Origin of the sequence: Pseudomonas sp. UBA6562 (genome assembly GCF_002434265.1) — a bacterium.
Classification (GTDB): domain Bacteria; phylum Pseudomonadota; class Gammaproteobacteria; order Pseudomonadales; family Pseudomonadaceae; genus Aquipseudomonas.
Genome location: NZ_DJJS01000009.1, coordinates 1 through 26,945 on the forward strand (window position 1 = coordinate 1; position 26,945 = coordinate 26,945).

The window sequence follows — 26,945 nt, forward strand, 5'->3', positions numbered from 1 at the left end:
TGCGCAGTATAAAGAGATCTGAGGAAGCGTCAAGGGCTTATTTCAAAATAGTTTCGCATGCCCTTAAATGCATAAAGGAGGCTTCGCCTCCTTTATGCAATCACTGCAAACCCAGGTGCTTCTATTTAAGGACGATCCGCGCGAAGGCTTTTTTACCCGCCTGGCAAACATGGGTAGAGCCCTGAACGAACACGAAGCTGCGATCGACAACCTCGCCATCGACCTTCACGGTACCCGCCGCTAGCAGATCACGTGCCGCCGCCGAGTTCTTCACCAGCCCTGCTTTATTAAGGACGGCGGCGATAGGCATGTCTTCGCCCACTTCCAGCACCACTTCCGGCAGATCTTCCGGCAGTTCACCATCCTTCATACGATTGCCGGCCGCACGGTGCGCATTGGCGGCAGCTTCTTCTCCGTGGAAGCGAGCGACGATTTCCTCGGCCAGCTTGATCTTGACGTCACGCGGGTTGGCGCCCGCCTGCACGTCAGCCCGCAATTGCTCGATCTCTTCCATGCTGCGGAAGCTGAGCAGCTCGAAGTATCGCCACATCAGCGTGTCGGGAATCGACACCAGCTTGCTGTACATCACACCCGGCGCTTCCTGAATACCCACGTAGTTGCCGAGCGATTTGGACATCTTCTTCACGCCGTCCAGCCCTTCGAGCAATGGCAGGGTCACCACGCTCTGAGCCTCCTGCCCATACGCGCGCTGCAACTCGCGCCCCATCAGCAGATTGAATTTCTGGTCGGTGCCACCCAGCTCCACGTCGGCCTTCAATGCAACCGAGTCGTAGCCCTGCACCAGGGGGTACAGGAACTCATGGATGGCGATCGGCTGATTGCTGGTATAACGCTTGTCGAAATCGTCGCGCTCGAGCATGCGCGCCACGGTGTACTGCGAAGCCAGGCGGATGAAGTCGGCCGGCGTCAGCTTGTCCATCCACGTGGAGTTGAAGGCCACCTCGGTCTTGGCAGGGTCGAGGATCTTGAAGACCTGCTGCTTATAGGTTTCGGCATTGTCCAGCACCTGCTCACGCGTGAGCGGCGGGCGCGTTGCGCTCTTGCCGCTTGGGTCGCCGATCATGCCGGTGAAGTCACCGATCAGGAAAATGACCTGATGGCCCAATTCCTGGAACTGGCGAAGCTTGTTGATCAAGACCGTATGGCCAAGGTGCAGATCGGGCGCGGTGGGATCGAACCCCGCCTTGATACGCAGAGGCTCGCCCCGCTTGAGCTTCTCGACCAGCTCAGATTCGACCAGTACCTCTTCCGTACCACGCTTGATAAGCGCCAGCTGCTCTTCCACCGACTTCATAAACAGATCCGCAAGGCTCAGGGTTCAAAGGGAGCCAACCATACAAGATCGGCCGTCAAATACAAGTTTTGCAAAATCTTGTGACTTAGTGAACGCCCCGTAGCGTCTACGCGCCCTTGCGCGCAGATGAATTTGGTTATATTTTATACAGTTATTTCATCTTCATAATGTCATTCATCTTTTCCTTTTCACCTTTTTTCAAAGCACCCTTATGACCAAAAACAATCCAAAGGCGCCTCGGCTGTATCCCAAAATTCACCTACTCGCCGCCAGCGGCCTTGCCGCGCTCCTGAGTCTCGCTCTGCTGGTATTCCCTTCCAGCGAAGTGGAAGCCAAGCGAACTACCCTCAACCTCGAGCTGGACAACCCTACCGACGCACTCAAGGACAGCGCCACCGACACCCCGGTAGCGCAAACCGAGCAAGCCACCCGCTCGCCATTCGCACAAATCGACACCCCTGCCCAGGCGCAGACCAAACAAGCCGCACAACCTGCCGTCGAGAAGAAACCTGCCCTGCCGGGCCACCGCGAAGTGGCAGTCACCAAGGGCGACACCCTGTCCACGTTGTTCGCCAAGGTCGGCCTGCCCGCAAACGCCGTGCATGATCTGCTGGCCAGCAACAAACAGGCGAAACAGTTCAGCCAACTCAAGCACGGGCAAATCCTGCAGTTCGAACTGGACAAGGACGGCCAACTGGCCAGCTTGCACAGCAAGGTCAGCAACCTGGAAAGCATTCGCCTCACCCGCTCGGACAAGGGCTACAGCTTCAGCCGTGAAATCAGCAAGCCAGTCATGCGTACCGCCTATGCCCATGGCGTGATCAAAAGCTCGCTGTCCGCCTCGGCGCAACGCGCCGGGCTGTCGCACAACATGACCATGGACATGGCGCGCGTGCTGGGCTACGACATCGACTTCGCCCAGGACATCCGCCAGGGCGATGAATTCGACGTGGTCTACGAGCAGAAGGTCATGGACGGCAAGGTCGTCGGTACCGGCAACATCCTCTCGGCGCGCTTCACCAACCGCGGCAAGACCTACACCGCCGTGCGCTACACCAACAAACAAGGCAACACCAGCTACTACACCGCCGACGGCAACAGCCTGCGCAAGGCCTTCATCCGTACCCCGGTCGATTTCGCCCGCATCAGCTCGCGCTTCTCGGCAGGCCGCAAGCACCCGATCCTGAACAAGATCCGTGCTCACAAGGGTGTCGACTACGCTGCGCCGCGCGGTACGCCGATCAAGGCAGCCGGCGATGGCAAGGTCGTCCTGGCCGGTCGTCGCGGCGGTTATGGCAACACCATCATCCTTGCCCATGGCAACAAGTATCAAACCCTCTACGGCCACATGCAGGGCTTCGCCAAGGGTGTGAAGACGGGCGGTACGGTCAAGCAGGGTCAGGTCATCGGCTACATCGGTACCACCGGCCTCTCCACCGGTCCGCACCTGCACTACGAGTTCCAGGTCAACGGCGTGCACGTCGACCCGCTGAGCCAGAAAGTGCCGATGTCCGAGCCTATCGCCAAAGCCGAGCGCCAGCGGTTCCTGCAGCAAAGCCAGCCTCTGATCGCTCGCATGGACCAGGAAAAAGCCACCATGCTCGCTTCGAACAAGCGCTGAGCCATGGCGCGTTATATAGGTGTGATGTCTGGCACCAGCCTGGATGGGCTGGACATCGCCTTGATCGAGCAGGATGAGCAGCCCCGGCTGATCGCCACGCACTACCTACCGATGCCAGCGGATCTACGCAGCGATCTGCTGGCGCTGTGCGCCAGCGGCCCGGATGAAATCGCCCGTTCGGCCCTGGCGGAAAACCGCTGGGCGCGCCTGGCAGCCGAGGGCATAGCCCAATTGCTGGCTGCGCAACAGCTGACGCCGGCGACAATCACAGCGATCGGCAGCCATGGCCAGACCGTACGCCACGAGCCTACCCGTGGTTTCACCGTGCAGATCGGCAATCCGGCGCTGCTGGCCGAACTCAGCGGTATTAGCGTAGTGGCCGATTTCAGGCGTCGCGACGTGGCGGCCGGCGGTCAAGGCGCGCCGCTCGTACCGGCCTTCCACGAAACGCTGTTCGGCCATCTCGGTGAACGACTTGCCGTTCTCAACGTGGGCGGTTTCAGCAACGTCACCTTGCTCGCCCAAGACCAACCGGTCAAAGGGTTCGATTGCGGGCCGGGCAACGTCTTGCTCGACGCCTGGATTCAGCGCAAGCGCGGCGCGGCCTACGATGCCGATGGCGCTTGGGCAGCTTCCGGCCACGTGGACCAGACCTTGCTGGACTCGCTGCTGGCAGACCCTTTCTTCGCAGGCACCGGCCCCAAAAGCACAGGTCGCGAAGTGTTCAACCTGGCCTGGCTCAACCGCCATCTGGGTGCCTTGCCAGGTTTGTCGGATGAAACCGTACAGGCCACGCTGCTCGAGCTTACCGCCCGCAGTATCTGCGAGGCACTGGATAATGCACAGCCTGGTACGCAGACACTGCTGGTCTGTGGGGGCGGTGCGCGCAATGGTGCGCTGATGCGTCGACTGGCAGTGTTGCAACCTTCGGCCCAAGTGCAGAGCACCGAAGCCTATGGCGTACATCCGGACTGGGTGGAAGCCATGGCTTTCGCCTGGCTGGCGCATTGCTGCCTGCAAGGCCTGCCCGGCAACCGTCCTAGCGTGACGGCGGCCAAAGGCTTGAGAGTGCTGGGCGCCATCTACCCCGCCTGAGGCGTACACCGAAAATGAAAACGCCGCGCAAATGCGCGGCGTTTTCGTATCGGCCAGTGCCTCAGATGGAGAACGACGACCCGCAGCCACAGGTAGTAGTCGCATTGGGGTTCTTGATCACGAAGCGCGAACCCTCCAGCCCTTCCTGATAGTCGACCTCGGCGCCTGCCAGATACTGGAAGCTCATGGAATCGACTACCAGCGACACGCCCTCACGCTCGACGATGGTGTCGTCTTCGGCCACGTCTTCATCGAACGTGAAGCCGTACTGAAAGCCCGAGCAACCACCGCCCGTGACGAACACGCGCAGCTTCAGCCGATCATTGCCCTCTTCGCTGACCAGGGTCTTCACCTTGTGCGCAGCACCATGGGTGAATTCCAGACCCGTAGGAGTGAAGGTTTCGACGCTCATGTAGATTCTCCCGGCAGGACGCCGTAACAAAACTCGATGGCGCGTATTATCCGCTTCTCCGAGAAAATTGGTCAACAATTGTCCTGACGAGGGCGCAATATCCTGTCCTTCGTCCGGCCTGCACGGGGCAGGCCGGGCGCTCGGATCGGTTACGGCAGCATGCCGGCATGGCTCAAACCCAGGCGCTCGTCCAACCCGAAGAGGATGTTGAGGTTTTGCACAGCTTGGCCAGAAGCGCCTTTGACCAGGTTATCGATCACCGACAGCACCACGGCCAAGTCGCCGCCCTGAGGACGGTGCACGGCGATACGGCAGACGTTGGCACCGCGCACGCTACGGGTTTCCGGGTGGCTACCGGCCGGCATGACGTCGACGAACGGCTCATCGGCATAGCGTTTTTCATACAGCGCCTGCAGATCGACCGACGTGTCCAGCAGCGTGGCATAGAGCGTGGAGTGGATGCCGCGGATCATGGGCGTCAAGTGCGGTACGAACGTCAGGCCGATGTCGCCGCCCGCCGCCAGGCGCAGACCTTGGCTGATTTCCGGCAAATGACGATGGCCTTTGACCGCATAAGCCTTCATGTTCTCGCCTGCCTCGGAGAACAGCGAGCCGACCGCCGCGCCGCGCCCGGCCCCGCTGACACCCGATTTGCAGTCGGCGATCAGACGCTTGGCATCGACCACACCGGCTTCGAGCAGAGGCAGGAAGCCCAGTTGCGTGGCGGTTGGGTAGCAGCCCGGCACCGCGATCAGGCGTGCCTGACGGATTTTTTCGCGGTTGACTTCCGGCAGGCCGTACACGGCATCGGCGAGCAGTTCCGGAGCGCCATGGGGTTGGCCGTACCACTTGGCCCACTCGACGGGATCTTGCAGACGGAAGTCGGCCGACAGGTCGATGACCTTGGTGCCAGCGGCCAACAGTTCGCCGGCCAGGGCGTGGGCGACCCCATGGGGGGTGGCGAAGAAGACGACGTCGCAGGCGCCCAACGTCTGGCTGTCGGGCACGGTGAAGCGTAGCTCGTCGTAGTGGCCGCGCAGGTTCGGATACATGTCGGCCACCGCCGTGCCCGCTTCCGATCGCGAGGTGATGACGGCCACCTCGGCTTGCGGGTGTTGCGCCAGCAGACGCAGCAGTTCGACACCGGTGTAACCCGTGCCGCCGACGATACCGACCTTGATCATGACGCTTGCCCCTTATCAACGAAGCCACTGGAAAGCCTTCGATGATAGGGGTCGCACACGCCTGCCACAACACTCGATTAACGCTTGGCGATACAGGGCTACTACTATCTGCGCACCGTGAAAACCTGAAGGAAGCCTTCCCATGCTGTATCTCTGGATCAAAGCGCTGCACATCGTCAGCGTGGTCTGCTGGTTCGCCGGCCTGTTCTACCTGCCAAGGCTGTTCGTCTACCACGCCCAAAGCACCGACAGCATCAGCCACGAACGCTTCGTCACCATGGAGCGCAAGCTCTACCGAGGCATCATGAACCCGGCGATGATCGCGACCTTCGTCTTCGGTATCTGGATGCTCTACCTCACCCCAGGCTGGCTCAGCCAGGGCTGGATGCATGCCAAGCTGACCCTGGTGCTGCTGTTGACCGGCTACCACCACGTCTGCGGTGCGCAGCGCAAACGTTTCGCCGCCGGCACCAACACACGCACGCATGTGTTCTACCGCTGGTTCAACGAAGTACCGGTACTGTTGTTGCTGCTCATCGTCGCGCTGGTGGTGGTCAAACCGTTTTGACCGGCTTTGGCGAAACAGGCCGTGGCACTGCGGGGGGCACGCTGTACACTAGCGCCCCCTAGCCGCCCCAGGAGCGCTGCATGACCCGTTACGCCATGATCACCGGAGCGTCCAGCGGCCTTGGCCTGGCGCTGGCGGAAGCCTTGGCGCGGCGTGGGCGCAATCTGATCCTGGTGGCACGGCAGCGCGAGCCGCTCGAAGCGGTCGCCCTCGAGCTGACCCAACGCTTCGGTGTGGAGGTGCTGTTCCGGGCCTGCGACTTGAGCCAGCCGCTGCGTCTTTCCGGATTCGTACTGGAGCTGGAAGAGGGCGAGCGTCGCATCGACCTGCTGGTCAATTGTGCCGGGTTGCGCACCTACGGCCCGTTCCTCGCCCATGAATGGGCCGACGAGCAGGATCTGCTGGAGGTCAACGTGCTGGCCCTAAGCCGTCTGTGCCACGCAGTGGGCAACCTGATGGCCGTGCATGGCGGCGGGCAGATTCTCAACGTCGCTGGCTTGGCCGGGGTCGCCCCAGGCCCGTGGATGGCCGCTTATGCAGCGAGCAAAGCCTACGTGATGAGCTTCACCGAGGCCTTGCGCGAGGAGCTCAAACGCACCGGCATCAAGGTGTCGCTGCTGTGCCCCGGGCCCGTGCGTTCGGCGCAGCGGCCTATCGAACGCCTCGAAGGCAGCACACGCTGCCTTTCCCCTGAAGAAGTGGCCTTGTTCACCGTACGCGCGCTGGACAAGAACCGTGCCTTGATCATGCCGGGCCGCCGCAACCGCTGGCTGGCCTTCATGCCGCGCCTGTTGCCGCGTTGGCTGACGCGCAAGCTGGCCGGCATGCTGCACCGGCGCTACTGCCCTTCCGGCCTGCGTTAGCCGATTGCAGGAGTGATGGGCGGCAGGCGTCTGGCTGGGTACACTGCCCCGCCAACCCCATCATCATGGAGCAGCGTCGTGGACACGATTTTCACCAAGATCATCAACCGGGAAATTCCGGCCAAGATCATCTACGAAGATGATCAGGTGCTGGCCTTTCACGACATCGACCCCAAGGCCCCGGTGCACTTTCTGGTCATCCCGAAAAAGCCCATCCGCACCCTGAATGACCTGACCGAAGAGGACAAGGGCCTGGCTGGCCATATCCTGTTCACCGCCCAGCGCCTGGCCGTCGAACAGGGTTGCGAGGAGGGTTTCCGCGTGGTGATGAACTGTAACGAACTGGGTGGCCAGACCGTCTATCATATCCACTTGCATGTGCTGGGTCAGCGCCAGATGAATTGGCCTCCAGGCTGAGGCCTACAAGGCGAGCGTCAGGGAGATGACCCTGGGCAATCGCCTTTCCCACGTTTGAGGTAGACTGTCGGGCACACTTTTGCGGAGGTGCCCGATGGCTACCGAACGTCACTACTCGCCGCTCGACCGCTTGTTGCTGCAGGCCGACACGGCCATGCGCACTTTGCTGCCCTTCAGCGGCCAACCTTCCCGGCCGTCGCCGGCGATCGTGCAACCGAACGTCGAGCTCGACGACCGTCAAAGCCGCCACATCGCCGGGCTGATGCGCATCAACCACACCGGTGAAGTCTGCGCCCAGGCCCTCTATCAAGGTCAGGCCCTGACCGCCAAGCTGCCGCAAGTGCGGCGCGCCATGGAGCATGCGGCCGAGGAAGAGATCGACCACCTGGCCTGGTGCGAGCAGCGCATCCGCCAGCTGAACAGCCATCCCAGCGTGCTCAACCCGCTGTTCTACGGCATGTCGTTCGGTATCGGTGCCTTCGCCGGGCTGGTCAGCGACAAGGTCAGCCTCGGCTTCGTCGCGGCCACTGAGCGCCAGGTCTGCAAGCACTTGGACGAACACCTGCAGCAACTCCCAGCCGAGGACGCCAAATCCCGTGCCATTCTCGAGCAGATGCGCTCGGACGAGGAACACCACGCCGAGGCTGCGCTCGATGCCGGCGGTTACCGCTTCCCGGCGCCGGTGCGCTTGGGCATGAGCCTGCTGGCCAAGGTCATGACCAAGAGCACCTACCGGATCTGACACCCAACGCCGAGGGTCACGCCATGCAGCAGCGCTTCGACGCCGACGACCTGGCCCGCGCGGTCGAGGCTGGGGTTCTCCAGCCCGGCCAGGACCAGGCCTTGTTGACCTTCCTGAAGGCACAAGGTGGCGCTGCTCGACCGAGCTTTCAGTCGGCTCACGCGGCTTTCTACGGTGGAGCGGTGCTGATCATGGCGGCCATGGGCTGGCTGCTCACCGTCGCCTGGATGAGCATCGGCGATGGCGCCCTGCTGGCGATCAGCTCGCTCTACGTCGCTTCGCTCACCGCCCTCGCCTTGGCCTTGCGGCGCCGAGACCAGCCAATCGCCGCAGGCGCCCTGGCCGCCGTAGCGGTCAGCATCGTGCCTCTGGCGGTGTTCGCCTTGCAGCGAGTCACGGGGTTCTGGCCGTTCGCCGAGGGGATGGCGGACTATCCCGACTACTACGGCTACGTGCGCGGCCAATGGCTGCTGATGGAAGCCAGTACGGTGGTCGCAGGCCTATTGATGCTGCGCGCGGTGCCCTTTCCGTTCATCGTGATGCCCATGGCGCTGGCGTTGTGGTTCATGTCCATGGACCTCAGCGCTTACCTGTACAGCCCTGAGCTGGACTGGACGCAACGCCATGAGGTGTCGCTCTGGTTCGGGCTGGCACTGCTGCTGGTGTCGGTGCTGATCGATGGAAGAACCCGTGACGACTATGCCCACTGGGGCTACCTGGCAGGCCTGCTGGCCTTCTGGGGTGGACTGACCGCGCTGGACAGCGGCAGCGAGCTGGGCAAGTTCGGCTACTGCCTGATCAACCTGGTGCTGATGGCGCTGGCGCTGCTGCTGCGCCGACCGGTCTTCATGACCTTCGGCGCCTTGGGCGTGGCGCTGTACCTGGGCTACCTCGCCCATGACGTGTTCGCCGATTCGCTGCTGTTCCCTCTGGTGCTGACGTTGCTCGGCCTGGGCGTGATTGCGGGCGGCCTGGCCTATCAGAAGCGTCGCGAGCGGCTCACCGAACGGCTGCGCGATCGCCTGCCAGGCTGGGTGCAACAGGCCTTTCCCGCGCTACGGCGCTGAGGGCCGATCGAAGGCGCGGCCGCATGAGCCACGCCCTGAAGCGAAGCTCAGCCCAGTTCGACGATTTCGTAGTTGTGGGTAATTTCCACACCAGCGCGGTCCAGCATGATCGATGCCGAGCAGTATTTCTCTGCCGACAGCTCGACCGCGCGCTTGACCTGCGCCTCCTTCAGCCCGCGCCCCTTGACCACGAAACGCAGATGAATCTTGGTGAAGACCTTAGGGTCTTCGTCGGCGCGTTCGGCTTCGAGAAACGCTTCGCAGCTTTCCACCGCCTGACGCGACTTCTTCAAGATGCTCACCACGTCGAAGCTGCTGCAGCCCCCCAGGCCCAGCAATAGCATTTCCATGGGGCGTACGCCCAAATTACGGCCACCGGCTTCGGGTGGGCCGTCCATGACCACTACGTGGCCACTGCCCGACTCGCCGAGGAACATGGCGTCACCGGCCCATTGGATGCGTGCCTTCATCTGTGAAACTCCAGGAAGCTTGGAAAAAGGCTGCCAGCTTAGACCTTGTCTGGACAACGGAAAAGCGATGTGGGGATTTCTGGCGTTGCTGTAGGAAGTGTCTGATAATCTGGCGCCAAATCACCGGCACATAGCCAGTAATCCTTTTTCTCTCCCCCTTCGCTTCACCGAACAGGATTTCGTGATGGTCGCGTCCGCGCTTTCCGCCAAAATCAAGAACATCGACAAACTGCTGGTGCACTGCCAGCGCCGCCGTTATTCGGCCAAGAGCAACATCATTTGCGCGGGTGACACAGCAGACTCGCTGGCCTATATCGTCAAGGGCTCGGTCACGGTCCTGATCGAGGACGACGAAGGACGAGAAATGATCATCGCCTACCTCAACAGCGGCGATTTCTTCGGTGAGCTGGGCCTGTTCGAAAGCACCGGCCAGCCGCGCCAACGCAGCGCGTGGGTACGGGCCAAAAGCGAGTGCGAGGTGGCGGAAATCAGCTACGAGCGTTTTCGCGAGCTGGCGCGTCAGGAACCGGACATTCTTTACGCGCTTGGCGGGCAAATCGCCCAACGACTGCGCGACACCACGCGCAAGGTCGGCGACCTGGCCTTTTTCGACGTGACCGGACGCGTGGCCCGCTGCCTGCTGGACCTGTGCAAACAACCCGATGCCATGACCCATCCCGACGGCATGCAGATCAAGATCACCCGTCAGGAAATCGGTCGCATCGTCGGTTGCTCGCGGGAAATGGTCGGTCGCGTGCTCAAAGACCTGGAAGAGCGCAACCTGGTCAGCGTCAAGGGCAAGACGATGGTGGTCTACGGCACCCGCTAGTCCCGGGGAATGGCCGCGAGCAACTGCGTATAGGCCTGCGCCAGCGGTTCGAACACAGGGAGGTGTGGCACCGCTTCGCGCAGGGCGATGTGGCTGTCGGCGCGGCAACGTTGGTCGAGTTGGCAATGGAGGTTGAAACGATTGACCGCAGCGACCATCGATTCACGCTCGTTTTCCAGCAGCAACGCGCCGTGAACCAGCACCACCGGACGCTTGCCACCCAAGCCCTGGCGCCAGCGCTGGGCGGTGCCGACCAGTTTGCGGCCGTCTAGGTTGACGTTGTAGCGGCCGTCGCAGAAGGCGCCGTCGATCTCGCCCACCGAAGCCTCCCCACCCCACGCACGCAGCGCCTGGCACAAAGGTTCGCACAACCGCTGGTAGGCCAACTCGATACGCCCGTGGTCGCCCTCGCTGCGCGGCGCGGCGTAGACCAACGCGATGTTGACCGTGGCGCTCGACTGCGGCACCGGTTCGCCGCCGGTCTCACGCAACAGCACGGGCCAGCCGCTGGCGGCCGACGCCGCACTCGCATCGGTGAAACCGGGCAGCCGGCTCATGCGCCGGGGCATGACCAACGCGCGGTCGGTGGGCTGCCAGAACAGCAGCGCCGTTTCCTGCTCGCCCCGACAGACTGCTGCCAGGAGGTCCTGCTCGGCCTGGAGGCCTTGCTCGACGGCAAACGCCATTACGGGGTGGGTCATATCGCGCTCGCCGTCAGCCATCGTCGATGATCAATCCAGGGCTTGGCTGCTCTGCACCGGGCGCCCGGGGAAGAACAGGCGTTGCAGTTCCAGGCCCGGTTGCTCGGCGCGCATGAAAGCCTCGCCGACCAGGAAGCCATACACCTCGTTGATTTCCATCAATTCGACATCGGCGCGATTGAGGATGCCGCTCTCGGTGATGGCCAGGCGATCGCGAGGAATGCGCGGCAGCAGTTCGAGGGTGGTCTCGAGGCTGACTTCGAAGGTGTGCAGGTTGCGGTTGTTGACTCCCACTAGCGGGGTATCGAGCAGGGTCAGTGCACGCTCCAATTCGGCGTTGTCGTGCACTTCCACGAGCACGTCGAGCCCGACATCCTTGGCCGTGGCGGCTAGCTCGGCCATGCGCGCATCGTCCAGTGCGGCGACGATCAACAGCACGCAGTCGGCGCCGAGCGCGCGGGCCTCGACGATCTGATAAGGGTCGATCATGAAGTCCTTGCGGATCACCGGCAGGCCGCACGCTGCGCGGGCCTGTTGCAGGTAAGCGTCGGCGCCCTGGAAGTAGTCGATGTCGGTCAGCACCGACAGGCATGTAGCGCCGCCCTTCTCATAGCTGGCAGCGATCTCTGCGGGCACGAAATGCTCGCGGATCACGCCCTTGCTCGGCGAGGCCTTCTTGATCTCGGCAATGACCGCCGGCTGCTTGCGCTTGGCCTGCTCGACCAGCGCCTGGGCGAAACCGCGCGGCGCATCGGCCGCCTTGGCCAGCTCCAACTGTTGCGCCAGGCTGACGCGCGCGCTGCGCTCGGCCACTTCCTCGACCTTGCGGGCGATGATCTTTTCCAACACCGTGGGTAGGCTCATGCTTGGTTCTCCACTTTGAATACCGCCGTAAACGCGCCGAGCTCCTGCATCTTCTCCCAGGCCAGCCCCGTGTACAGCACATCGTGCGCCATCTCGACGCCGGTCTTGAGGCTCGGTGCATGGTCGGCGGCGTACAGCGCGGCGCCGGCGTTGAGGGCGATCATTTCCGCCGCCTTCTGCGCGCTCTCGCTCTTGCGCCGCCCCAGGGCGTCGCGGATCAGCGCCAGCGAGGCTGCCGGGGTGTCGACGGCCAGGCCATGCAGGCTCTGGCTCTGAATGCCGAGGTCTTCGGGTTCGACCCAGTACTCGCTGATTTCACCGCGTTTCAATTCGGCGACGAAGGTCGGCGCGGCCAAGCTGAATTCGTCGAGGCCGTCCTTGGAATGCACCACCAGCACGTGGGTGCTGCCCAAGCGCTGCAGCACCTCGGCCAGCGGACGGCACAACTGCTGGTTGAATACCCCGACCACCTGGTGCTTGACGCCAGCCGGATTCGTAAGCGGGCCGAGCATGTTGAACAACGTGCGCAGGCCCAGGTCACGGCGGGGGCCGGCGGCGTACTTCATAGCCGAGTGATGGCTCTGGGCGAACATGAAGCCGATGCCCAGGCTGTCGATGCAGCGCGCCACCTGGACCGGGGTCAGATCGAGGTAGATGCCGGCCGCCTCCAGCAGGTCGGCGCTGCCGCTCTTGCCCGACACGGCGCGGTTGCCGTGCTTGGCGACCGTGCAACCGGCCGCGGCCAGGACGAACGCCGAGGCGGTGGAGACGTTGAAGATGTTGGCGCCATCGCCACCGGTGCCGACGATGTCGACTACACCATCGAGGGTCTTGAGTTCGACCTTGCTGGCCAGCTCGCGCATCACCGTCACGGCGCCGACGATCTCGTCGATGCTTTCGCTCTTCATGCGCATGCCCATCATGAAGGCACTGATCTGCGCTTCGTTGCACTGCCCGGTCATGATCTGGCGCATGACGTCGCTCATTTCCGCAGTGCTCAGGTCCAGATGGCTGGCGATACGGTTCAACGCGGTTTTGATGTCCATGCTCACTGGGTTGTCCTTAACGGCGGCCGCCGGTCTGCTTGAGGAAGTTGGCGAACAGTTCGTGACCCTGCTCGGTCAGGATCGACTCGGGGTGGAACTGTACGCCTTCGATGTTCAGGGTCTTGTGACGCAGGCCCATGATTTCATCGATCGAGCCGTCTTCCAGCGCCGTCCAGGCCGTCACTTCCAGGCAGTCGGGCAAGGTGTCGCGCTTGACCACCAGCGAGTGGTAGCGAGTCACGGTGAGGGGGTTGTTGAGGCCGGCGAACACGCCTTGGTCGTGGTGATGCACCGGGCTGGTCTTGCCGTGCATGACCTGGCGCGCGCGCACCACATCGCCGCCGAAGGCCTGGCCGATGGACTGGTGGCCCAGGCACACGCCCAGAATCGGCAGCTTGCCGGCAAAGTGCAGGATGGCTTCGATGGAAACCCCGGCCTCGCTGGGCGTGCAAGGCCCTGGCGAGACGACGATGCGTTCGGGGGCGAGCGCCTCGATCTGGGCCAGGGTCATTTCGTCGTTGCGAATGACCTGGACCTCGGCACCGAGCTCGCCCAGGTACTGGACGACGTTGTAGGTAAAGGAGTCGTAGTTGTCGATCATCAGTAACATCGGGCTGAACCTCTTGATTCCACTGACTTTGAATATGTGCTTCGAGGTCGGACACAGCCGCGGGCCATTTGCCTGGGCAGTGATCGACGCATTGGAGAAGCAATCGGAAACGGGCCGGGCTAACCGGCAGGGGATAAAGTCAGGCGCGCCAACGCCAACGGGCGTGGGCCTTGATAACGCGCATCAAGAGTTTGCTGACGATCAACACGGGATAGGTCTCGCTCATTCGAGATCGCACAGTAGCCTACCGGCGAAGCGGGCGCAACAAGGCCGCAACGCCTGGTAAACGAAGTGTTGAATTACCCCGATGTGCGGATTTGCTATGTTCGACCGGCTCGATCCAATAACAACAACGAAGCGGAATCCACACATGCGCAAACCTCCTTTCCTGCGAACGCTGCTGGGCCTTTTGGTGCTTGCCGGCAGCCAGGCCATGGCGGCATCCACCCCCTACTCCACGTTGAGGGTCTTCGGCGACAGCCTGAGCGACGCCGGGCAGTTTCCCGACGCGACCGGGCAAGCGACCGGCCTGCGTTTCACCAACCGCGAGGCCAAGGGTGACTACGCGCCCGTGTCGCCGATGATCCTCGGCGGCAAGCTGGGCTTTGGCGCCAGCGAACTCGGCCCCTCCACATCGCTGTACAACAAGATCAACCGGCTGCCGGACGGCAACAACTGGGCCGTAGGCGGCTACACCACCCAGCAGGTGCTCGATTCGATCACCGACACCTCGGAACTGGTGATTCCGCCTAATAAACCCTTCGCCGGCCTGGTGCTGCGCGAGCGCCCCGGCTACCTGGCCAACGGCCTGCGCGCCGACCCGAACGCGCTGTACTACCTCACCGGCGGTGGCAACGACTTCCTGCAAGGCCTGGTCACCAGCCCCGCCGGCGCCGCGGCGGCCGGCACACGCCTGGCGGCCAGCGCCCAAGCGCTGCAACAGGGCGGCGCGCGCTACATGATGGTGTGGCTGCTGCCCGATCTGGGGCAAACGCCGAACTACGGCGGCACACCCATGCAAGGCCCGCTGTCGCAGTTGTCCGGGGTGTTCAACCAAGCGTTGGTGGCGCAGTTGCGGCAGATCGATGCTGAGATCATCCCGCTGAACGTCCCTGCCCTGCTCAAGGAAGCGCTCGCCAACCCCAGCGAGTTCGGCCTGGCGACCGACCAGAACCTGATCGCCACCTGCTACAGCGGCGACGGCTGCACACAAAACCCGCGTTACGGCATAGGCGGCACTACACCCGACCCGACCAAGCTGCTGTTCAACGATTCGGTCCACCCCACCATCGCCGGCCAGCGGTTGATCGCCGACTACGGCTACTCGATCCTCGCCGCCCCATGGGAACTGACGCTATTGCCGGAAATGGCCCACGCCGGTGTCCGCGCCCAGCAAGACGAGCTACGCGCGCAATGGCAGACGCCCTGGCAAGGCATCGGCCAATGGCAGGCCATCGTCGCCACCGGCGTCCAGAACTTGGACTTCGACGGCCAGCGCAGCGCCGCCAAAGGCGATGGCCGCGGTTACAACCTGACCGTGGGCGGCAGCTATCGCCTGAACGAGGCCTGGCGGGTGGGCCTGGCCGGTGGCGTGTACCGGCAGAAGCTGGAAGCCGGCGCCCAGGACTCGGCCTATCGCCTCGACAGCTACCTGGCCAGCGCCTTCGCCGAGTTTCGTCAGAACCGCTGGTGGGCCGATGCCGCCTTGACCGCCGGGCATCTGGACTATGGCGACCTCAAACGTACCTTCGCCTTGGGCGTGAGCGAGCGCAGCGAGAAAGGCGACACCGATGGCGAGGCCTGGGCGGTGACCGGTCGGGTGGGATTCGACCTGGCACCGGTCGAAAGCCGCTGGCAGCTGTCGCCTTTCCTGAGCGCCGACTACGCACGGGTCAAGGTCGATGGCTACGAGGAGCGCAGCCAACGCGCCACGGCCCTGGGCGTGGACGACCAGGAACGCACCTCGCGCCGCCTCGGCGCCGGCCTGCGCGGCAGCCTGCAAGTGGCGCCGACCACCCGGCTGTTCGCCGAAGTGGCACGCGAGCATGAGTTCGAGAACGACCAACAGGACGTGACGCTGCACCTGGCCAGCCTGCCCGACAACGACTTCACCCTCACCGGCTACCGCCCGGACAGCAACCTGACCCGCGCCCGCCTGGGCCTGAGCCAGGCCCTGGCACCGGGCCTCACCCTGCGCGGCAACTACGACTGGCGCAAGAGCGATGCCGTGACGCAACAAGGGGTGGGCCTGGCGCTGAGCCTGGACTTCTAACCCCCGGCACCACGAAAAACGGCGCTCATCGTGAGCGCCGTTTTTCCATCCCGGACGGGTCAGACGTTGGGCGTCTGCTCAGCCAAGGCCACGGCGCGGAACATCGCCCGACGCTTGTTCAGCGTTTCTTCCCACTCCAACGCCGGCACCGAGTCGGCGACGATGCCGCCGCCGGCCTGCACGTGCAGCTCGCCGTTCTTGATCACCGCCGTGCGGATGGCGATGGCGGTGTCCATGTTGCCGTTCCAGGCGAAGTAGCCCACCGCCCCGCCATATACGCCGCGCTTGACCGGCTCCAGCTCGTCGATGATCTCCATGGCGCGGATCTTCGGCGCCCCCGACAAGGTACCCGCCGGCAGGATCGCGCGCAGGGCGTCCATCGCCGTCAAGCCCTCGCGCAAGCGACCGGTGACGTTGGACACGATGTGCATCACGTTGGAATAGCGCTCGATCACCATCTTCTCGGTCAGGCGCACGCTGCCGGTGGCCGAAACCCGGCCCACGTCGTTGCGGCCCAGGTCGATCAGCATCAGGTGCTCGGCGATCTCCTTGTGGTCCGACAGCAGGTCGTCTTCCAGCGCGCGGTCGGCTTCCTCGTTGGCACCGCGCGGGCGCGTGCCGGCGATGGGGCGCACGGTGACCAGTTCGTCTTCGACCCGCACCAGCACTTCCGGCGAGCTGCCGACCACGTGGAAGTCGCCGAAGTTGAAGAAGTACATGTAGGGCGTCGGGTTGAAGCAGCGCAGCGCGCGGTACAGGTCGATGGGCGCGGCCTGGAAATCGATCGACATGCGCTGCGACGGCACCACCTGCATGCAGTCGCCGGCGAGGATGTACTGCTTGATGGTATCGACTGCGCGCTCGTAGTCACCTTGGGTGAAGCTGGAGCGGAATTGCGGATCGGCGGCCGGCGGTGCCGAAAGGTCCAGGCCACGGCGCGGCGTGATCGGCTCACGTAGCGTGGCCAGCAAGGCTTGCAGACGGGCTTGGCCGAGGTCGTAGGCCTGCGCGTCGGCCGGATCTACCAATACGATGGCGTGCATCTTGCCGGCCAGGTTGTCAAACACCACGACTGCGTCCGAGACCATCAGCAGGATGTCGGGCACCCCCAGCGGGTCGGGATTGGGGCAGGCGCCCAGGCGCTTTTCCACATAGCGCACGCAGTCGTAGCCGAAGTAGCCGACCAGGCCGCCGTTGAAGCGTGGCAGGCCGGGAATGTCGGCGACCTGGTAGCGGTCTTTGAAGGTTTCGACGAAGGCCAGCGGGTCTTCGACCTCGTGCTGCTCCACCTCGACGCCGTCTTCCAGAATGCTCACCCGATAGCCGTGCACGCGCAACACGGTGCGCGACGGCAGGCCGATCATGGAGTAACGGCCCCACTTCTCGCCACCCTGGACGGATTCGAGCAGGTAGGTGTTGGGTTGGTCGGCGAGCTTGAGATAGATCGACAGCGGCGTGTCGAAGTCGGCCAGGGTTTCGCAGGCCAGGGGAATGCGGTTGTAGCCGGCAGCGGCCAGGCGCAGGAAGTCTTCGCGGGTCATGGGTAGCCTCAAGTGGGCGGACAGCAATGGATGAAGGCGAACGGGCGGGCCGACAGGTGTCGGCGGGGGGCGTCAGGCGCGCCAGCGCCAGCGGGCCAGGGCCTTGATGACTTTCATCCAGAATTTGCCGGTGACCACCACGGGAGGCTCTCTGTGCTTGGACGGTTTGAGGTCGGGCAACGTTATCCCAGTGGCTGTGACGACGCAACCGGGGATCAGGAGGCGCAGGTCGTCGATCACCAGGCTCGGCGCCTCTTCGCTGATCGGGCGGCCATGGTTGTAGCCGTAGGAGAGCGCCGCGCAGGGGACGCTCGCGGCCTTGGCGGCCTGCACGTCGCTGCGCGAGTCACCGACGAACAATGCCTGCTGCGGGCTGACGCCGGCCATCTGCATGACGAACAGCAGTGCGGCCGGGTCGGGCTTCTTTTGCGGCAGGGTATCGCCGCCGATGATCCACTTGAAGAATTCGCCCAATTTCATCTGGTCGAGCAGCGGTGCGACGAAGCGCTCGGGCTTGTTGGTGATCAAGGCCATCGGCACGTCGTGGGCGCGCAGCCAGCGCAGGGTGTCGCGCACGCCGGGGTAGACCTGCGTCAGCGCATGGCTGCGGGCGTAGGCCTCCATGAACAGCGCCAGGCCCCGCTCGGCCAGCTCGTCGTCGACCGAGGCGTGCTCGATGTCGCCGGCCAGCGCCCGGCGCACCAGCACCGGGGCGCCGTTGCCGACCCATTGGCGGACCGCTTCGAGGCCCGCCGGCGGGCGGCCCAGTTCGAGCAGCATGTGGTCCACGGCGCTGGCCAGGTCTGGCACCGAGTCGACCAGGGTGCCGTCGAGGTCGAACATCACCAGCCGGGGCAGCGTGCCTGGGAACAGCTGCTCGAAGCCGCTCATGGGCGCGCCAGGGCCAGTTCGGCGCGCATCTTGTCGATCACTTCGCGGTAGTCGGGGGCGTTGAAGATGGCCGACCCGGCGACGAAGGTGTCGGCGCCGGCGGCGGCGATCTCACGGATGTTGTTGACGTTGACGCCGCCGTCGATCTCCAGGCGGATGTCGCGCCCGCTGGCGTCGATCAACGCACGCGCCTCACGCAGCTTGTCGAGGGTGCCGGGGATGAACTTCTGCCCGCCGAAGCCTGGGTTGACGCTCATCAGCAGGACCATGTCGATCTTGTCCATCACGTACTTGAGCGCGTCAAGGCTGGTGGCCGGGTTGAACACCAGGCCGGCCTTGCAGCCGCCGTCCTTGATCAACTGCAGGGAACGGTCGATGTGCTGGGTGGCTTCGGGGTGGAAGGTGATGAAGGTGGCGCCGGCCTCGATGAAGTCGCCGATGATGCGGTCGACCGGGCTGACCATCAGGTGCACGTCGATCGGCGCGGTGACGCCATGCTTGCGCAGGGCCGAGCAGACCATGGGGCCGATGGTGAGGTTGGGGACGTAGTGGTTGTCCATCACATCGAAGTGGACGATGTCGGCGCCGCTGGCCAGTACGTTGTCGACTTCCTCGCCCAGACGAGCGAAATCGGCGGAAAGGATGGAGGGGGCAATAGCGTAGGGCTGCATGGCGCACCTGTTGGCGGAATCACGGTGGCGCGCATTGTAACTCAGGGAAATGCTTCGGCGCTGATTGGTATCAATCCGCATCGGCCGAGGCAATGGGGAGCAGGCAGGCGCCAGCTCCCTTATAGATGTGCTCAGCCCGGCTGTTGGGTGCGCAGCTTCTCGCTACGCCCGCGCAGCCATTCCAGGGTCAGCAAGAGCACTACTGAGAAGGCGATCAGCAAGGTCGCCGCCGCAGCGATGGTGGGGCTGAGGTTCTCGCGGATGCCGCTGAACATCTGCCGAGGCAAGGTCGCCTGCTCGGGGCCGGCGAGGAACAGGGTCACCACCACTTCGTCGAACGAGGTGGCGAAGGCGAACAGCGCCCCGGAAATCACCCCCGGCGCGATCAGCGGCAAGGTCACCCGGCGGAACGCGGTCAGCGGCGAGGCACCGAGGCTGGCCGCAGCGCGCACCAGGTTGTGGTTGAAACCCTGCAACGTGGCCGACACGGTGATGATCACGAATGGCACGCCCAGCACCGCATGCACCAGGATCAGCGACAGGAAGCTGTTGCCCAGCCCGAGCGGGGCGAAGAACAGGTAGCTGGCCACGCCGATGATCACCACCGGCACCACCATGGGCGAAATCACCAGGGCCATCACCAGCGATTTGCCGGGAAAATCGCCGCGGGTCAGGCCGATCGCCGCCAGGGTGCCGAAGACCATGGCCAGCACCGTGGCCGCCGGGGCGACGATGACGCTGTTCTTCAGGGCGCGCATCCACTCGGCCGAGCCGAAGAAGTCCTGGTACCACTGCAACGAGAAGCCTTGCAGCGGGTACACCAGGAAGCTGCCGCTGTTGAACGACAGCGGCACGATCACCAGCACCGGCAACACCAGGAACAACAGGACCAGGCCGCAGAGAATGCGCAGGCCGTAGAACCACGCCCGCTCCACGGGCGACATGTAAGGGCTCAGCATGACGAACGCTCCTCAGCTCAGGCGCAGGCGGCTGGCGCCGACCAGCCAGCTATAGATCAGATACAGCAACACGGTGGCCAGCAACAGCAGGCCGCCCAGTGCGGTCGCCATGCCCCAGTTGATGCTGGTGTTGGTGTAGAAGGCCACGAAGTAGCTGACCATCTGGTCGTTGGGGCTGCCGAGCAGCGCCGGGGTGATGTAGTAGCCGATGGCCAGGATGAACACCAGCAGGCAGCCGGCGCCGACCCCGGCATAGGTCTGCGGGAAGTACACGCGCCAGAAACTGGCGAACGGGTGGCAACCCAGGGAAATGGCCGCACGCATGTAGCTCGGCGAAATGCCTTTCATGACGCTGTACAGCGGCAGGATCATGAACGGCAACAGAATGTGCACCATCGAGATGTACACCCCGGTGCGGTTGAAGACCAATTCCAGCGGCTGGTCGATGATGCCCAGCGCCATCAGCGCGCTGTTGATCAGGCCGCCCGATTGCAGCAAGACGATCCACGCGGCGACGCGCACCAGAATCGAGGTCCAGAACGGCAGCAGCACCAGGATCATCAGCAGGTTGCTCTGCCGGGTCGGCAGGTTGGCCAGCAGGTACGCCAGCGGGTAGGCCAGCAGCAGGCAGATGCCGGTGATGACCACGCCCATCCATAGGGTGCGGGCGAAGATGTCGAGGTAGATGGCCTGGTCGGGCGAGGTCTTGGCCAGCTCGCCCAGGTCGTCGATACGGTGGTCGACCGAGGCCAGCAGATAGAACGAGGTCACGCTGCTGGTGTTGCGGCGGATCGCCTGCCAGTAGGCGGGGTCGCCCCAGCGCTCGTCGATGCCCTGCAAGGCTTCTTTATAGGAGGTGGGCTCGCTCTTGAGCGGCAACGCACGCGCGGTCTTGGCCAGCAGGCTGCGGTAGCCGGCCAGCTCCATGTTCAGGCGCTTGGACAGGTCGCCCAAGGTCTGGTTCTTGCGCGCTTCGGCCAGGTCCTGGCTGAGGGCGCGGTAGACGTCTTCGCCCGGCAGGCTGGTGCCGTCCCACTGCTCGATGACCTGCACCGTGCGCGGCAAGCCGCCAACCACCTCCGGGTTGCCGACGCTCTTGTACAGCAGCGCCGCGATCGGCACCAGGAACACCAGCAGGAGGAACAACGCCAGCGGCGCGATCAACGCCTGCGCCTTCCAGCGGTTGACCCGCTCGGCGCGCTTGAGGCGCTGCTTGAGGTTGGGACCTGCGCCTTCATTGAGGGGCACTGCAATGGCCATGACGGACTCCGGGATCAGGAAAAACCAGGCGCGCCGGCCAGGCCGGCGCCCCACAGCGCGAATTACTTCTTCGCAGCCCAAGCGTTGAAACGTTGCTCCAGCTGTTCGCTGTTGTCGGCCCAGAAGGCCACGTCGATCTGCACCTGATTGGCGATGTTGTCCGGCGTGGTGGGCATGTTCTGCTTCACCTCGGCTGACAGCAGGTCGACCGCCTTGCCGTTGGCCGGGCCATAGGCGATGTTCTCGGAGTACACCTTTTGCTGCTCAGGCTGCAGGGTGTAGGCGATGAACTTCTTCGCCTCCTCGGCATTCTTCGCACCCTTGGGGATGGCCCAGGCGTCGAAGTCGTAGATACCGCCGTTGAACACCACCTTCAGGTTGCTTTCCTTCTGCACCGCAGCGATGCGGCCGTTGTAGGCCGAACTCATGACCACGTCACCCGAGGCCAGGAACTGCGGCGGCTGGGCGCCGGCTTCCCACCACTGGATGCTCGGCTTGAGCTCGTCGAGCTTCTTGAAGGCGCGGTCCACACCCTCTTGGGTGCCCAGCACGCTGTAGACGTCCTTGGGCGCCACGCCGTCGGCCATCAGGGCGAATTCCAGGGTGTACTTGGCGCCCTTGCGCAGGCCGCGCTTGCCTGGGAATTTCTTCGTATCCCAGAAATCGGCCCAGCTGGTCGGTGCGGTCTTGAGCTTGTCGGCGTTGTAGGCCAGCACCGTGGACCAGACGAAGAAGCCGACGCCGCAAGGCTGGATGGCGCCTTTCACGTAGTCGGATTCGTTACCGAACAGGGCGGGGTCGAGTTCTTCGAACATGCCCTCGTCGCAGCCACGGGCCAGTTCCGGCGATTCCACCTCGACCAGGTTCCACGACACGCTCTTGGTGTCGACCATGGCCTTGATCTTGGCCATCTCGCCGTTGTACTCGCCGGCGACGATCTTGCCTTTGCCAGCCTTTTCCCATGGCTCGTAGAAGGCTTTGACCTGCGCGGCCTTGTTGGCGCCGCCGAAGGACACCACGGTGAGGTCGGCGGCCATGGCTTGGCCGGCGAGGGTCAGGCCCAGTGCCAGGGCGGTCAGTTTCAACTGCTTGTGCATTATTGTTCTCTCCACGGTAGGACGTTGGTGACAGACACCTTCAATGGGCTTGGGCGACAGGGTCCAGGGCACGTGCGTGCTCGACCGCCCAACCCAGCGGAACCACATCGCCCACGGCCAGACTCTGATCGAGCTCGGCGATCGGCTGCTTGACGAAGAAATCGGTCTTGCCGCACACCTCCAGGCGCACGCGCACGTGGTCGCCCAAATAGATGAATTCGGCCACGCGGCCCGAAAAACGGTTGGCGCACTGTTCGCTGTGGCCATTGAGGCGCACCCGCTCCGGGCGGATCGACAGGGTCACCGGCTCGCCCGGCTGGCCGACGTTCACCGCCAGCGCCTCGACCCGCTCGCCACGGCCGAGCTGCACCTGGCAGCGTTCGCCGTCGCGTTGCAGCAAGGTGCCGTTGAGGCGGTTGTTCTCGCCGATGAAGTTGGCGACGAAGGTGTTGCTCGGCGCTTCGTAAAGGGTGCGCGGGTCGGCGATCTGCTGGATCTCGCCCTGGTGGAACACCGCCACGCGGTCGGACATGGTCAGCGCCTCGCCCTGGTCGTGGGTCACGTAGACCACGGTCACGCCCAGGCGCTGGTGGATGTGCTTGATCTCCATCTGCATGTGTTCGCGCAGCTGCTTGTCGAGGGCGCCGAGGGGTTCGTCCATCAGCACCAGTTGGGGTTCGAACACCAATGCCCGGGCCAGGGCCACACGCTGCTGCTGGCCGCCGGAGAGTTGGCCGGGATAGCGCTTGGCGAAGCTGTCGAGCTGCACCATGTTGAGCACGCGCTTGACCCGCTCGCTGATGTCGGTCTTGCTCAGGTTGCGCACGCTCAAGGGGAAAGCGAGGTTTTCGGCCACGGTCATGTGCGGGAATAGCGCGTAGTTCTGGAACACCATGCCGATGTCGCGCTTGTGCGGCGGCACGTTGTTGATCGAGCGCCCGGCGAGCTGGATTTCACCGGCGGTGGGCGTTTCGAAACCGGCCAGCATCATCAGGCTGGTGGTTTTGCCGGAACCGGACGGGCCGAGCAAGGTGAGGAATTCGCCTTTGCGGATGTCCAGGTTGAGATTCTTGACGATCAACGCTTCGCCGTCGTAGCTCTTCTGTACGCCGCGAAAGCTGACCAGCGTCTCGCCGACCGCGCCGCTCGAATTCACCTCACTCATACCTGCACCTTTTTATTGGATGACTGCCGTGTGCACAGGCTAGTGGAGGTGCGGAGCGGGGAAAATCGGCGGTGCTGAGAGAATGCCATCATCCGAATGGAAGATTGCGTGTAGGGCGATCCCTACACGTCTGTCGCGTTTGGATAGCTACCTGGAAGCGCGGACCGCCCGCCCCTGGCCACGGGTCACAGCAGTTTGTGCGCCATGGCGTATTTCACCAGTTCGGCCAGCGAATGCACTTGCAGCTTTTGCATCAGCCGCGCCTTGTGGGTGCTGATGGTCTTGCTCGACAGCGCCAACTGCTGCGCGATGTCGTTGACGTTGGCGCCCTGGGCCAAGCGTTCGAACACCGAGAACTCACGCTCCGAGAGCAAGGTATGCAACGGCCGCGAGTCGGTCAGGCCGACTTCGAAGATCATGCGGTCGGCCAGTGCCGGGTCGATGTAGCGCCCGCCGGCCGCTACACGGCGGATGGCGGTGAGCAGCAGCGCCGGGTCGCTGTCCTTGGTCGCATACCCTGCCGCACCGGCTTTCAGCGCACGTGCGGCCATCTGCGCCTCGTCGTGCATGGACAACATGAGGATCGCCGGCGGGTCGTTCAGCGCGCGAATCCGTGCGATCGCTTCCAGGCCGCTGACGCCGGGCATGGAGATGTCCAGCAAGACCACTTCGCACGGCGTACCGCGCAAGGTCTCGAGCACCTGCTCGCCATTGCCCGCCTCGCCCACCACCTGCATGTCGCGAGCTAGGCCGATCAGTTGCTTGATGCCTTCCCGGACGATGGTGTGGTCTTCGGCCACCACTACTCGAATCACGCGCGTTCCTCCTGTTCCACTGCAATGGCCACGCTCAGGCTGGTGCCTTCGCCGGGCTCGCTGTCCAAGGTCATGCTACCGCCCAGCATCAAGGCCCGCTCACGCATGCCGACCAGGCCGAACGAGGTCGGTCGCGAAGCGTCTGGGCGGAAACCCACGCCGTCGTCGATCACGGTCATGCGCAGCAACGGATGCTCGTGCACCAGCTCGATCTGCACCGTGTGCGCCTGGGCGTGGCGCATGACGTTGGTCAGCGCCTCCTGCAGCACCCGAAACAGCCCGGTGGCCTTGGCGTCGCTCAAGGCCGGCAGCGATTCGGGCACCCGCACCAGGCAGGGAATCTGCGTGCGCGCCTCGAAGCGGCGCGCCTGCCATTCGATGGCCGAGGCGATGCCGGCATCGAGGATCGGCGGACGCAACGCCGTGGCCACATCGCGTACCAATTGGAACAGCTGGGCGATCAGGCGTTTCATGCTCGACAGCCGCTCCTGTAGACCAGGGTCGAGTTCGGCGTAGGCCAGTTCGCACATCGACACCTCAAGCTTGAGCACCGTCAGCATCTGCCCGAGCTCATCATGCACCTCGCGGGCGATGCGCGCCTTTTCTTCTTCGCGCACGCTTTCCAGGTGCGCCGATAGCTCGCGCAACTGTTCCTGCGAGCGCTCCAGCGCCTGTTCGGCACGCTTGCTCTGGGTGATGTCCCAGACCACGCCGTCCCACACCACCCGGCCGTCGCCCAGGTGCCGGCTGCTGGCCTTGATGTCGGCCCAGCGCCGCTCGCCCTCGCGGGTGAGGATGCGGCCCTGCCATGACCAATCCCGGTCATTGGCCAAGGCCAGGTCCTGCACGCGGTGGTAGTCGGCGCGGTCGTCGGGGTGGACCAGTCCGCGCAGCCCCATGTCCGGGTGCTGCAGGCTGGCCGGCGAATAGCCGACCAGCGTTAGGCTGCCTTCGCTGATGTAGGGAAACTCCAGGCGGCCTTCGCTGGGGTCGCGCTCCAGGCGAAAGACCAGACCGGGCACGTTGCCGGCGATGCCCTTCAGACGGGCCTCGCTTTCGCGCAGGGCGGCCAGGGCGCGGCGCCGCTCGGTGACGTCGGTGAGGAACACCACCAAGTACTCGCCATCGCGAAAGCGCAGAAACGACATCGACAGGTCGACCGGCAGCAGCGTGCCGTCGACCCGCTGGCAATGGCTTTCGACATGTTCGATGTCGTCACCGCTGCGAGCGCGCTTCCACACCTCCAGCCAGCGGTCCATGTGCAGGCTGGGTTCGATGTCGATCAACGGCCGTTCCAGCAACTCGCCTTCGCGGTAGCCGAGCATGCGTTCGGCGGCTTGGTTGGCGTAGCGCACGTGGCTGTCCCAGTTGACCCAGAGAATGCCGATGGCGCTCTGGTCGAGGGAGAACTGGCTCAGGCGCAGGGACTCTTCGCGCAACTGCCGCTCGGTGAGTTTCTCGCGGGTCGCCAGCAGGTGCCGTTCGAGCTGGCGCTGCTGACGGCGTTGCCAGACCAGAATGGCCGCGGCGCACAACAGCAGCATGCTCAGCAGCAAGGCCAGGTTCTGCCAGAACCCGGCGGATTCGGCGAAGCGCGGGTATTTTGGCTGCAGCCAGCGCTGATGGATCTGCTCCAGCGTCTTGCCGGGCATGGCCTGCACGCCGCGCTGCAGCACCTCGGCCAGCAGCGGCCAGTCGGGCCGCGAACCGATGCGCAGCAGTTGCGGCAGGCCGATATCGCCCACCACTGCAAGGTCGGCGAATTCGCTTTCGCGCGACAGCCGGCTCAGTTGCGCCTCGTCGAGCACCGCATAGGCGGTTTGCCCGCCCACCGTCCACTGCAAGGCCGTGCGTTCGTTGGGTACGCCTTGCAGGTTGAGTTGCGGATAGTTGCTGCGCAGGTAGTCGGCCAGCGCGCTGGGCATGCGCACCGCCACGCGCTCGTCGACGCCCAGGCGCTCCAGCTCCACGGCCACCGCGCCGGTGCGCAAGCCGACCACGCGCTGCGGGATGCGCATATAGGGATCGCTGAACAGCCACAGGCGCAGGCTGGCCTGGGTCTGGGTCAGGCCGGGGGCGAAGTCGATCTGGCCCGCCTGCACGGCCCGCTCCAGCGCCGCCTGATCGGGAAAATTGCGCCAGGTGAGGTCCAGCCGCAAGGCCTGGGCCAGCCAGGTGACCAGCTCGACGTTGGCCCCATACAACTGCTGTAGACGGCGGTCGAACTGGGCATAGGGCGCTTGCAGCACCAGGCCCACGCGCAGGCTGCGGTGGGCATCGAGCCATTGCCGCTGCGCCGGCTCCAGGCTGACCGCCGGCGCCTGCGCCACGGCCGCCCCACTGAACAGGCACCAGCAGCAGAGCAGCAACAGCCAACGAACGGGATTCATCGCTAACGCGCATCCTGGCAAAGGGGTGGCCATCATGCGTGGCCGGAGAAGGAAAATACCATTAGTCTGCAAGGAACATT

26 protein-coding genes are annotated in these 26,945 nt (G+C 64.1%); 9 read left to right on the plus strand and 17 right to left on the minus strand.

The genetic code is table 11. The features are described 5' to 3' along the window. Nucleotides 1–121: 121 nt before the first annotated feature. Complete coding sequence (gene tyrS / locus B4M43_RS19055; protein WP_296269036.1) at nt 122–1,315, minus strand: tyrosine--tRNA ligase; 1,194 nt, start codon at nt 1,313–1,315, stop codon at nt 122–124. A gap of 211 nt (nt 1,316–1,526) precedes the next feature. On the opposite strand from tyrS, the gene B4M43_RS19060 reads away from it, so the two are divergent. Next, on the plus strand, nt 1,527–2,936 hold the full coding sequence (locus B4M43_RS19060) for a peptidoglycan DD-metalloendopeptidase family protein (RefSeq protein ID WP_296269037.1): 1,410 nt from the start codon (nt 1,527–1,529) through the stop codon (nt 2,934–2,936). A gap of 3 nt (nt 2,937–2,939) precedes the next feature. After that, nucleotides 2,940–4,031, plus strand: a complete 1,092-nt coding sequence (locus B4M43_RS19065; RefSeq protein WP_296269038.1) for an anhydro-N-acetylmuramic acid kinase — start codon at nt 2,940–2,942, stop codon at nt 4,029–4,031. Between the two features lie 61 nt (nt 4,032–4,092). On the opposite strand, the gene erpA is transcribed toward B4M43_RS19065, so the two are convergent. Both erpA and argC read right to left on the minus strand, forming a co-directional pair. Further along, entirely contained in the window at nt 4,093–4,443 is a 351-nt protein-coding gene (gene erpA / locus B4M43_RS19070) for an iron-sulfur cluster insertion protein ErpA (RefSeq protein ID WP_296269039.1), read from the minus strand. Between the two features lie 149 nt (nt 4,444–4,592). Next, a complete protein-coding gene (argC, locus tag B4M43_RS19075) occupies nt 4,593–5,627 on the minus strand; it encodes an N-acetyl-gamma-glutamyl-phosphate reductase (protein ID WP_296269040.1) in 1,035 nt (344 codons plus the stop codon). Nucleotides 5,628–5,772: 145 nt separating this feature from the next. Here argC and hemJ point away from each other — a divergent pair, with 145 nt between their 5' ends. From hemJ to B4M43_RS19100, 5 genes are all read left to right on the plus strand, one after another. Beyond that, nucleotides 5,773–6,195: a protoporphyrinogen oxidase HemJ gene (hemJ, locus tag B4M43_RS19080; RefSeq protein WP_296269182.1), complete on the plus strand. Its 423-nt coding sequence runs from the start codon at nt 5,773–5,775 to the stop codon at nt 6,193–6,195. A gap of 80 nt (nt 6,196–6,275) precedes the next feature. Beyond that, a complete protein-coding gene (locus B4M43_RS19085) occupies nt 6,276–7,058 on the plus strand; it encodes an SDR family NAD(P)-dependent oxidoreductase (protein WP_296269041.1) in 783 nt (260 codons plus the stop codon). A gap of 78 nt (nt 7,059–7,136) precedes the next feature. Next, on the plus strand, nt 7,137–7,475 hold the full coding sequence (locus B4M43_RS19090; protein WP_296269042.1) for a histidine triad nucleotide-binding protein: 339 nt from the start codon (nt 7,137–7,139) through the stop codon (nt 7,473–7,475). A gap of 94 nt (nt 7,476–7,569) precedes the next feature. Beyond that, a complete protein-coding gene (gene coq7 / locus B4M43_RS19095; protein WP_296269043.1) occupies nt 7,570–8,217 on the plus strand; it encodes a 2-polyprenyl-3-methyl-6-methoxy-1,4-benzoquinone monooxygenase in 648 nt (215 codons plus the stop codon). A 23-nt stretch (nt 8,218–8,240) separates the two neighbouring features. Continuing rightward, entirely contained in the window at nt 8,241–9,284 is a 1,044-nt protein-coding gene (locus B4M43_RS19100) for a DUF2157 domain-containing protein (RefSeq protein WP_296269044.1), read from the plus strand. A 47-nt stretch (nt 9,285–9,331) separates the two neighbouring features. Here B4M43_RS19100 and B4M43_RS19105 read toward each other — a convergent pair whose 3' ends face one another. Further along, nucleotides 9,332–9,754, minus strand: coding sequence for an OsmC family protein (locus B4M43_RS19105; RefSeq protein ID WP_296269045.1), 423 nt, complete (start codon nt 9,752–9,754; stop codon nt 9,332–9,334). Between the two features lie 184 nt (nt 9,755–9,938). Here B4M43_RS19105 and crp point away from each other — a divergent pair, with 184 nt between their 5' ends. Then, the gene (crp, locus tag B4M43_RS19110) at nt 9,939–10,583 is read left to right on the plus strand and encodes a cAMP-activated global transcriptional regulator CRP (RefSeq protein ID WP_296269046.1); all 645 of its coding nucleotides are present in this window, start codon (nt 9,939–9,941) and stop codon (nt 10,581–10,583) included. On the opposite strand, the gene B4M43_RS19115 is transcribed toward crp, so the two are convergent. Genes B4M43_RS19115 through B4M43_RS19130 form a run of 4 tightly spaced genes read right to left on the minus strand, consistent with a single transcriptional unit; the run spans nt 10,580 to nt 13,804 of the window. Continuing rightward, nucleotides 10,580–11,284, minus strand: a complete 705-nt coding sequence (locus tag B4M43_RS19115; protein ID WP_296269047.1) for a lipoate--protein ligase family protein — start codon at nt 11,282–11,284, stop codon at nt 10,580–10,582. The genes crp and B4M43_RS19115 overlap by 4 nt on opposite strands. A gap of 30 nt (nt 11,285–11,314) precedes the next feature. Further along, nucleotides 11,315–12,148 (minus strand): indole-3-glycerol phosphate synthase TrpC, encoded by an 834-nt coding sequence (gene trpC / locus B4M43_RS19120; protein WP_296269048.1) that lies wholly within the window; start codon nt 12,146–12,148, stop codon nt 11,315–11,317. Beyond that, entirely contained in the window at nt 12,145–13,194 is a 1,050-nt protein-coding gene (gene trpD, locus B4M43_RS19125) for an anthranilate phosphoribosyltransferase (protein WP_296269049.1), read from the minus strand. Before trpD ends, trpC begins: the two co-directional genes overlap by 4 nt. 16 nt (nt 13,195–13,210) lie before the next feature. Continuing rightward, entirely contained in the window at nt 13,211–13,804 is a 594-nt protein-coding gene (locus B4M43_RS19130) for an aminodeoxychorismate/anthranilate synthase component II (protein ID WP_296269050.1), read from the minus strand. 370 nt (nt 13,805–14,174) lie between these two features. Between B4M43_RS19130 and estP the strand changes: the two genes are divergently transcribed. Next, entirely contained in the window at nt 14,175–16,076 is a 1,902-nt protein-coding gene (gene estP, locus B4M43_RS19135) for an esterase EstP (protein ID WP_296269051.1), read from the plus strand. A 59-nt stretch (nt 16,077–16,135) separates the two neighbouring features. Here the strand turns inward: estP and trpE are convergent, their stop codons facing one another. From trpE to B4M43_RS19180, 9 genes are all read right to left on the minus strand, one after another. Further along, complete coding sequence (gene trpE, locus B4M43_RS19140; RefSeq protein WP_296269052.1) at nt 16,136–17,617, minus strand: anthranilate synthase component I; 1,482 nt, start codon at nt 17,615–17,617, stop codon at nt 16,136–16,138. Between the two features lie 72 nt (nt 17,618–17,689). Further along, nucleotides 17,690–18,508, minus strand: coding sequence for a phosphoglycolate phosphatase (locus B4M43_RS19145; RefSeq protein WP_296269053.1), 819 nt, complete (start codon nt 18,506–18,508; stop codon nt 17,690–17,692). Continuing rightward, nucleotides 18,505–19,179, minus strand: coding sequence for a ribulose-phosphate 3-epimerase (gene rpe / locus B4M43_RS19150; protein WP_296269054.1), 675 nt, complete (start codon nt 19,177–19,179; stop codon nt 18,505–18,507). The genes B4M43_RS19145 and rpe overlap by 4 nt, the downstream gene beginning before the upstream one ends. A gap of 131 nt (nt 19,180–19,310) precedes the next feature. Beyond that, nucleotides 19,311–20,138 (minus strand): ABC transporter permease, encoded by an 828-nt coding sequence (locus B4M43_RS19155; RefSeq protein WP_296269055.1) that lies wholly within the window; start codon nt 20,136–20,138, stop codon nt 19,311–19,313. Nucleotides 20,139–20,150: 12 nt separating this feature from the next. Beyond that, nucleotides 20,151–21,398, minus strand: a complete 1,248-nt coding sequence (locus tag B4M43_RS19160) for an ABC transporter permease (RefSeq protein WP_296269056.1) — start codon at nt 21,396–21,398, stop codon at nt 20,151–20,153. A 62-nt stretch (nt 21,399–21,460) separates the two neighbouring features. Then, complete coding sequence (locus B4M43_RS19165) at nt 21,461–22,495, minus strand: ABC transporter substrate-binding protein (protein ID WP_296269057.1); 1,035 nt, start codon at nt 22,493–22,495, stop codon at nt 21,461–21,463. Nucleotides 22,496–22,535: 40 nt separating this feature from the next. Next, nucleotides 22,536–23,660 (minus strand): ABC transporter ATP-binding protein, encoded by a 1,125-nt coding sequence (locus B4M43_RS19170; RefSeq protein WP_296269058.1) that lies wholly within the window; start codon nt 23,658–23,660, stop codon nt 22,536–22,538. A gap of 185 nt (nt 23,661–23,845) precedes the next feature. Continuing rightward, nucleotides 23,846–24,475, minus strand: a complete 630-nt coding sequence (locus tag B4M43_RS19175; RefSeq protein ID WP_296269059.1) for a response regulator — start codon at nt 24,473–24,475, stop codon at nt 23,846–23,848. Continuing rightward, on the minus strand, nt 24,472–26,865 hold the full coding sequence (locus tag B4M43_RS19180; RefSeq protein WP_296269060.1) for a PAS domain-containing sensor histidine kinase: 2,394 nt from the start codon (nt 26,863–26,865) through the stop codon (nt 24,472–24,474). The genes B4M43_RS19175 and B4M43_RS19180 overlap by 4 nt, the downstream gene beginning before the upstream one ends. Between the last annotated feature and the right edge of the window lie 80 nt (nt 26,866–26,945).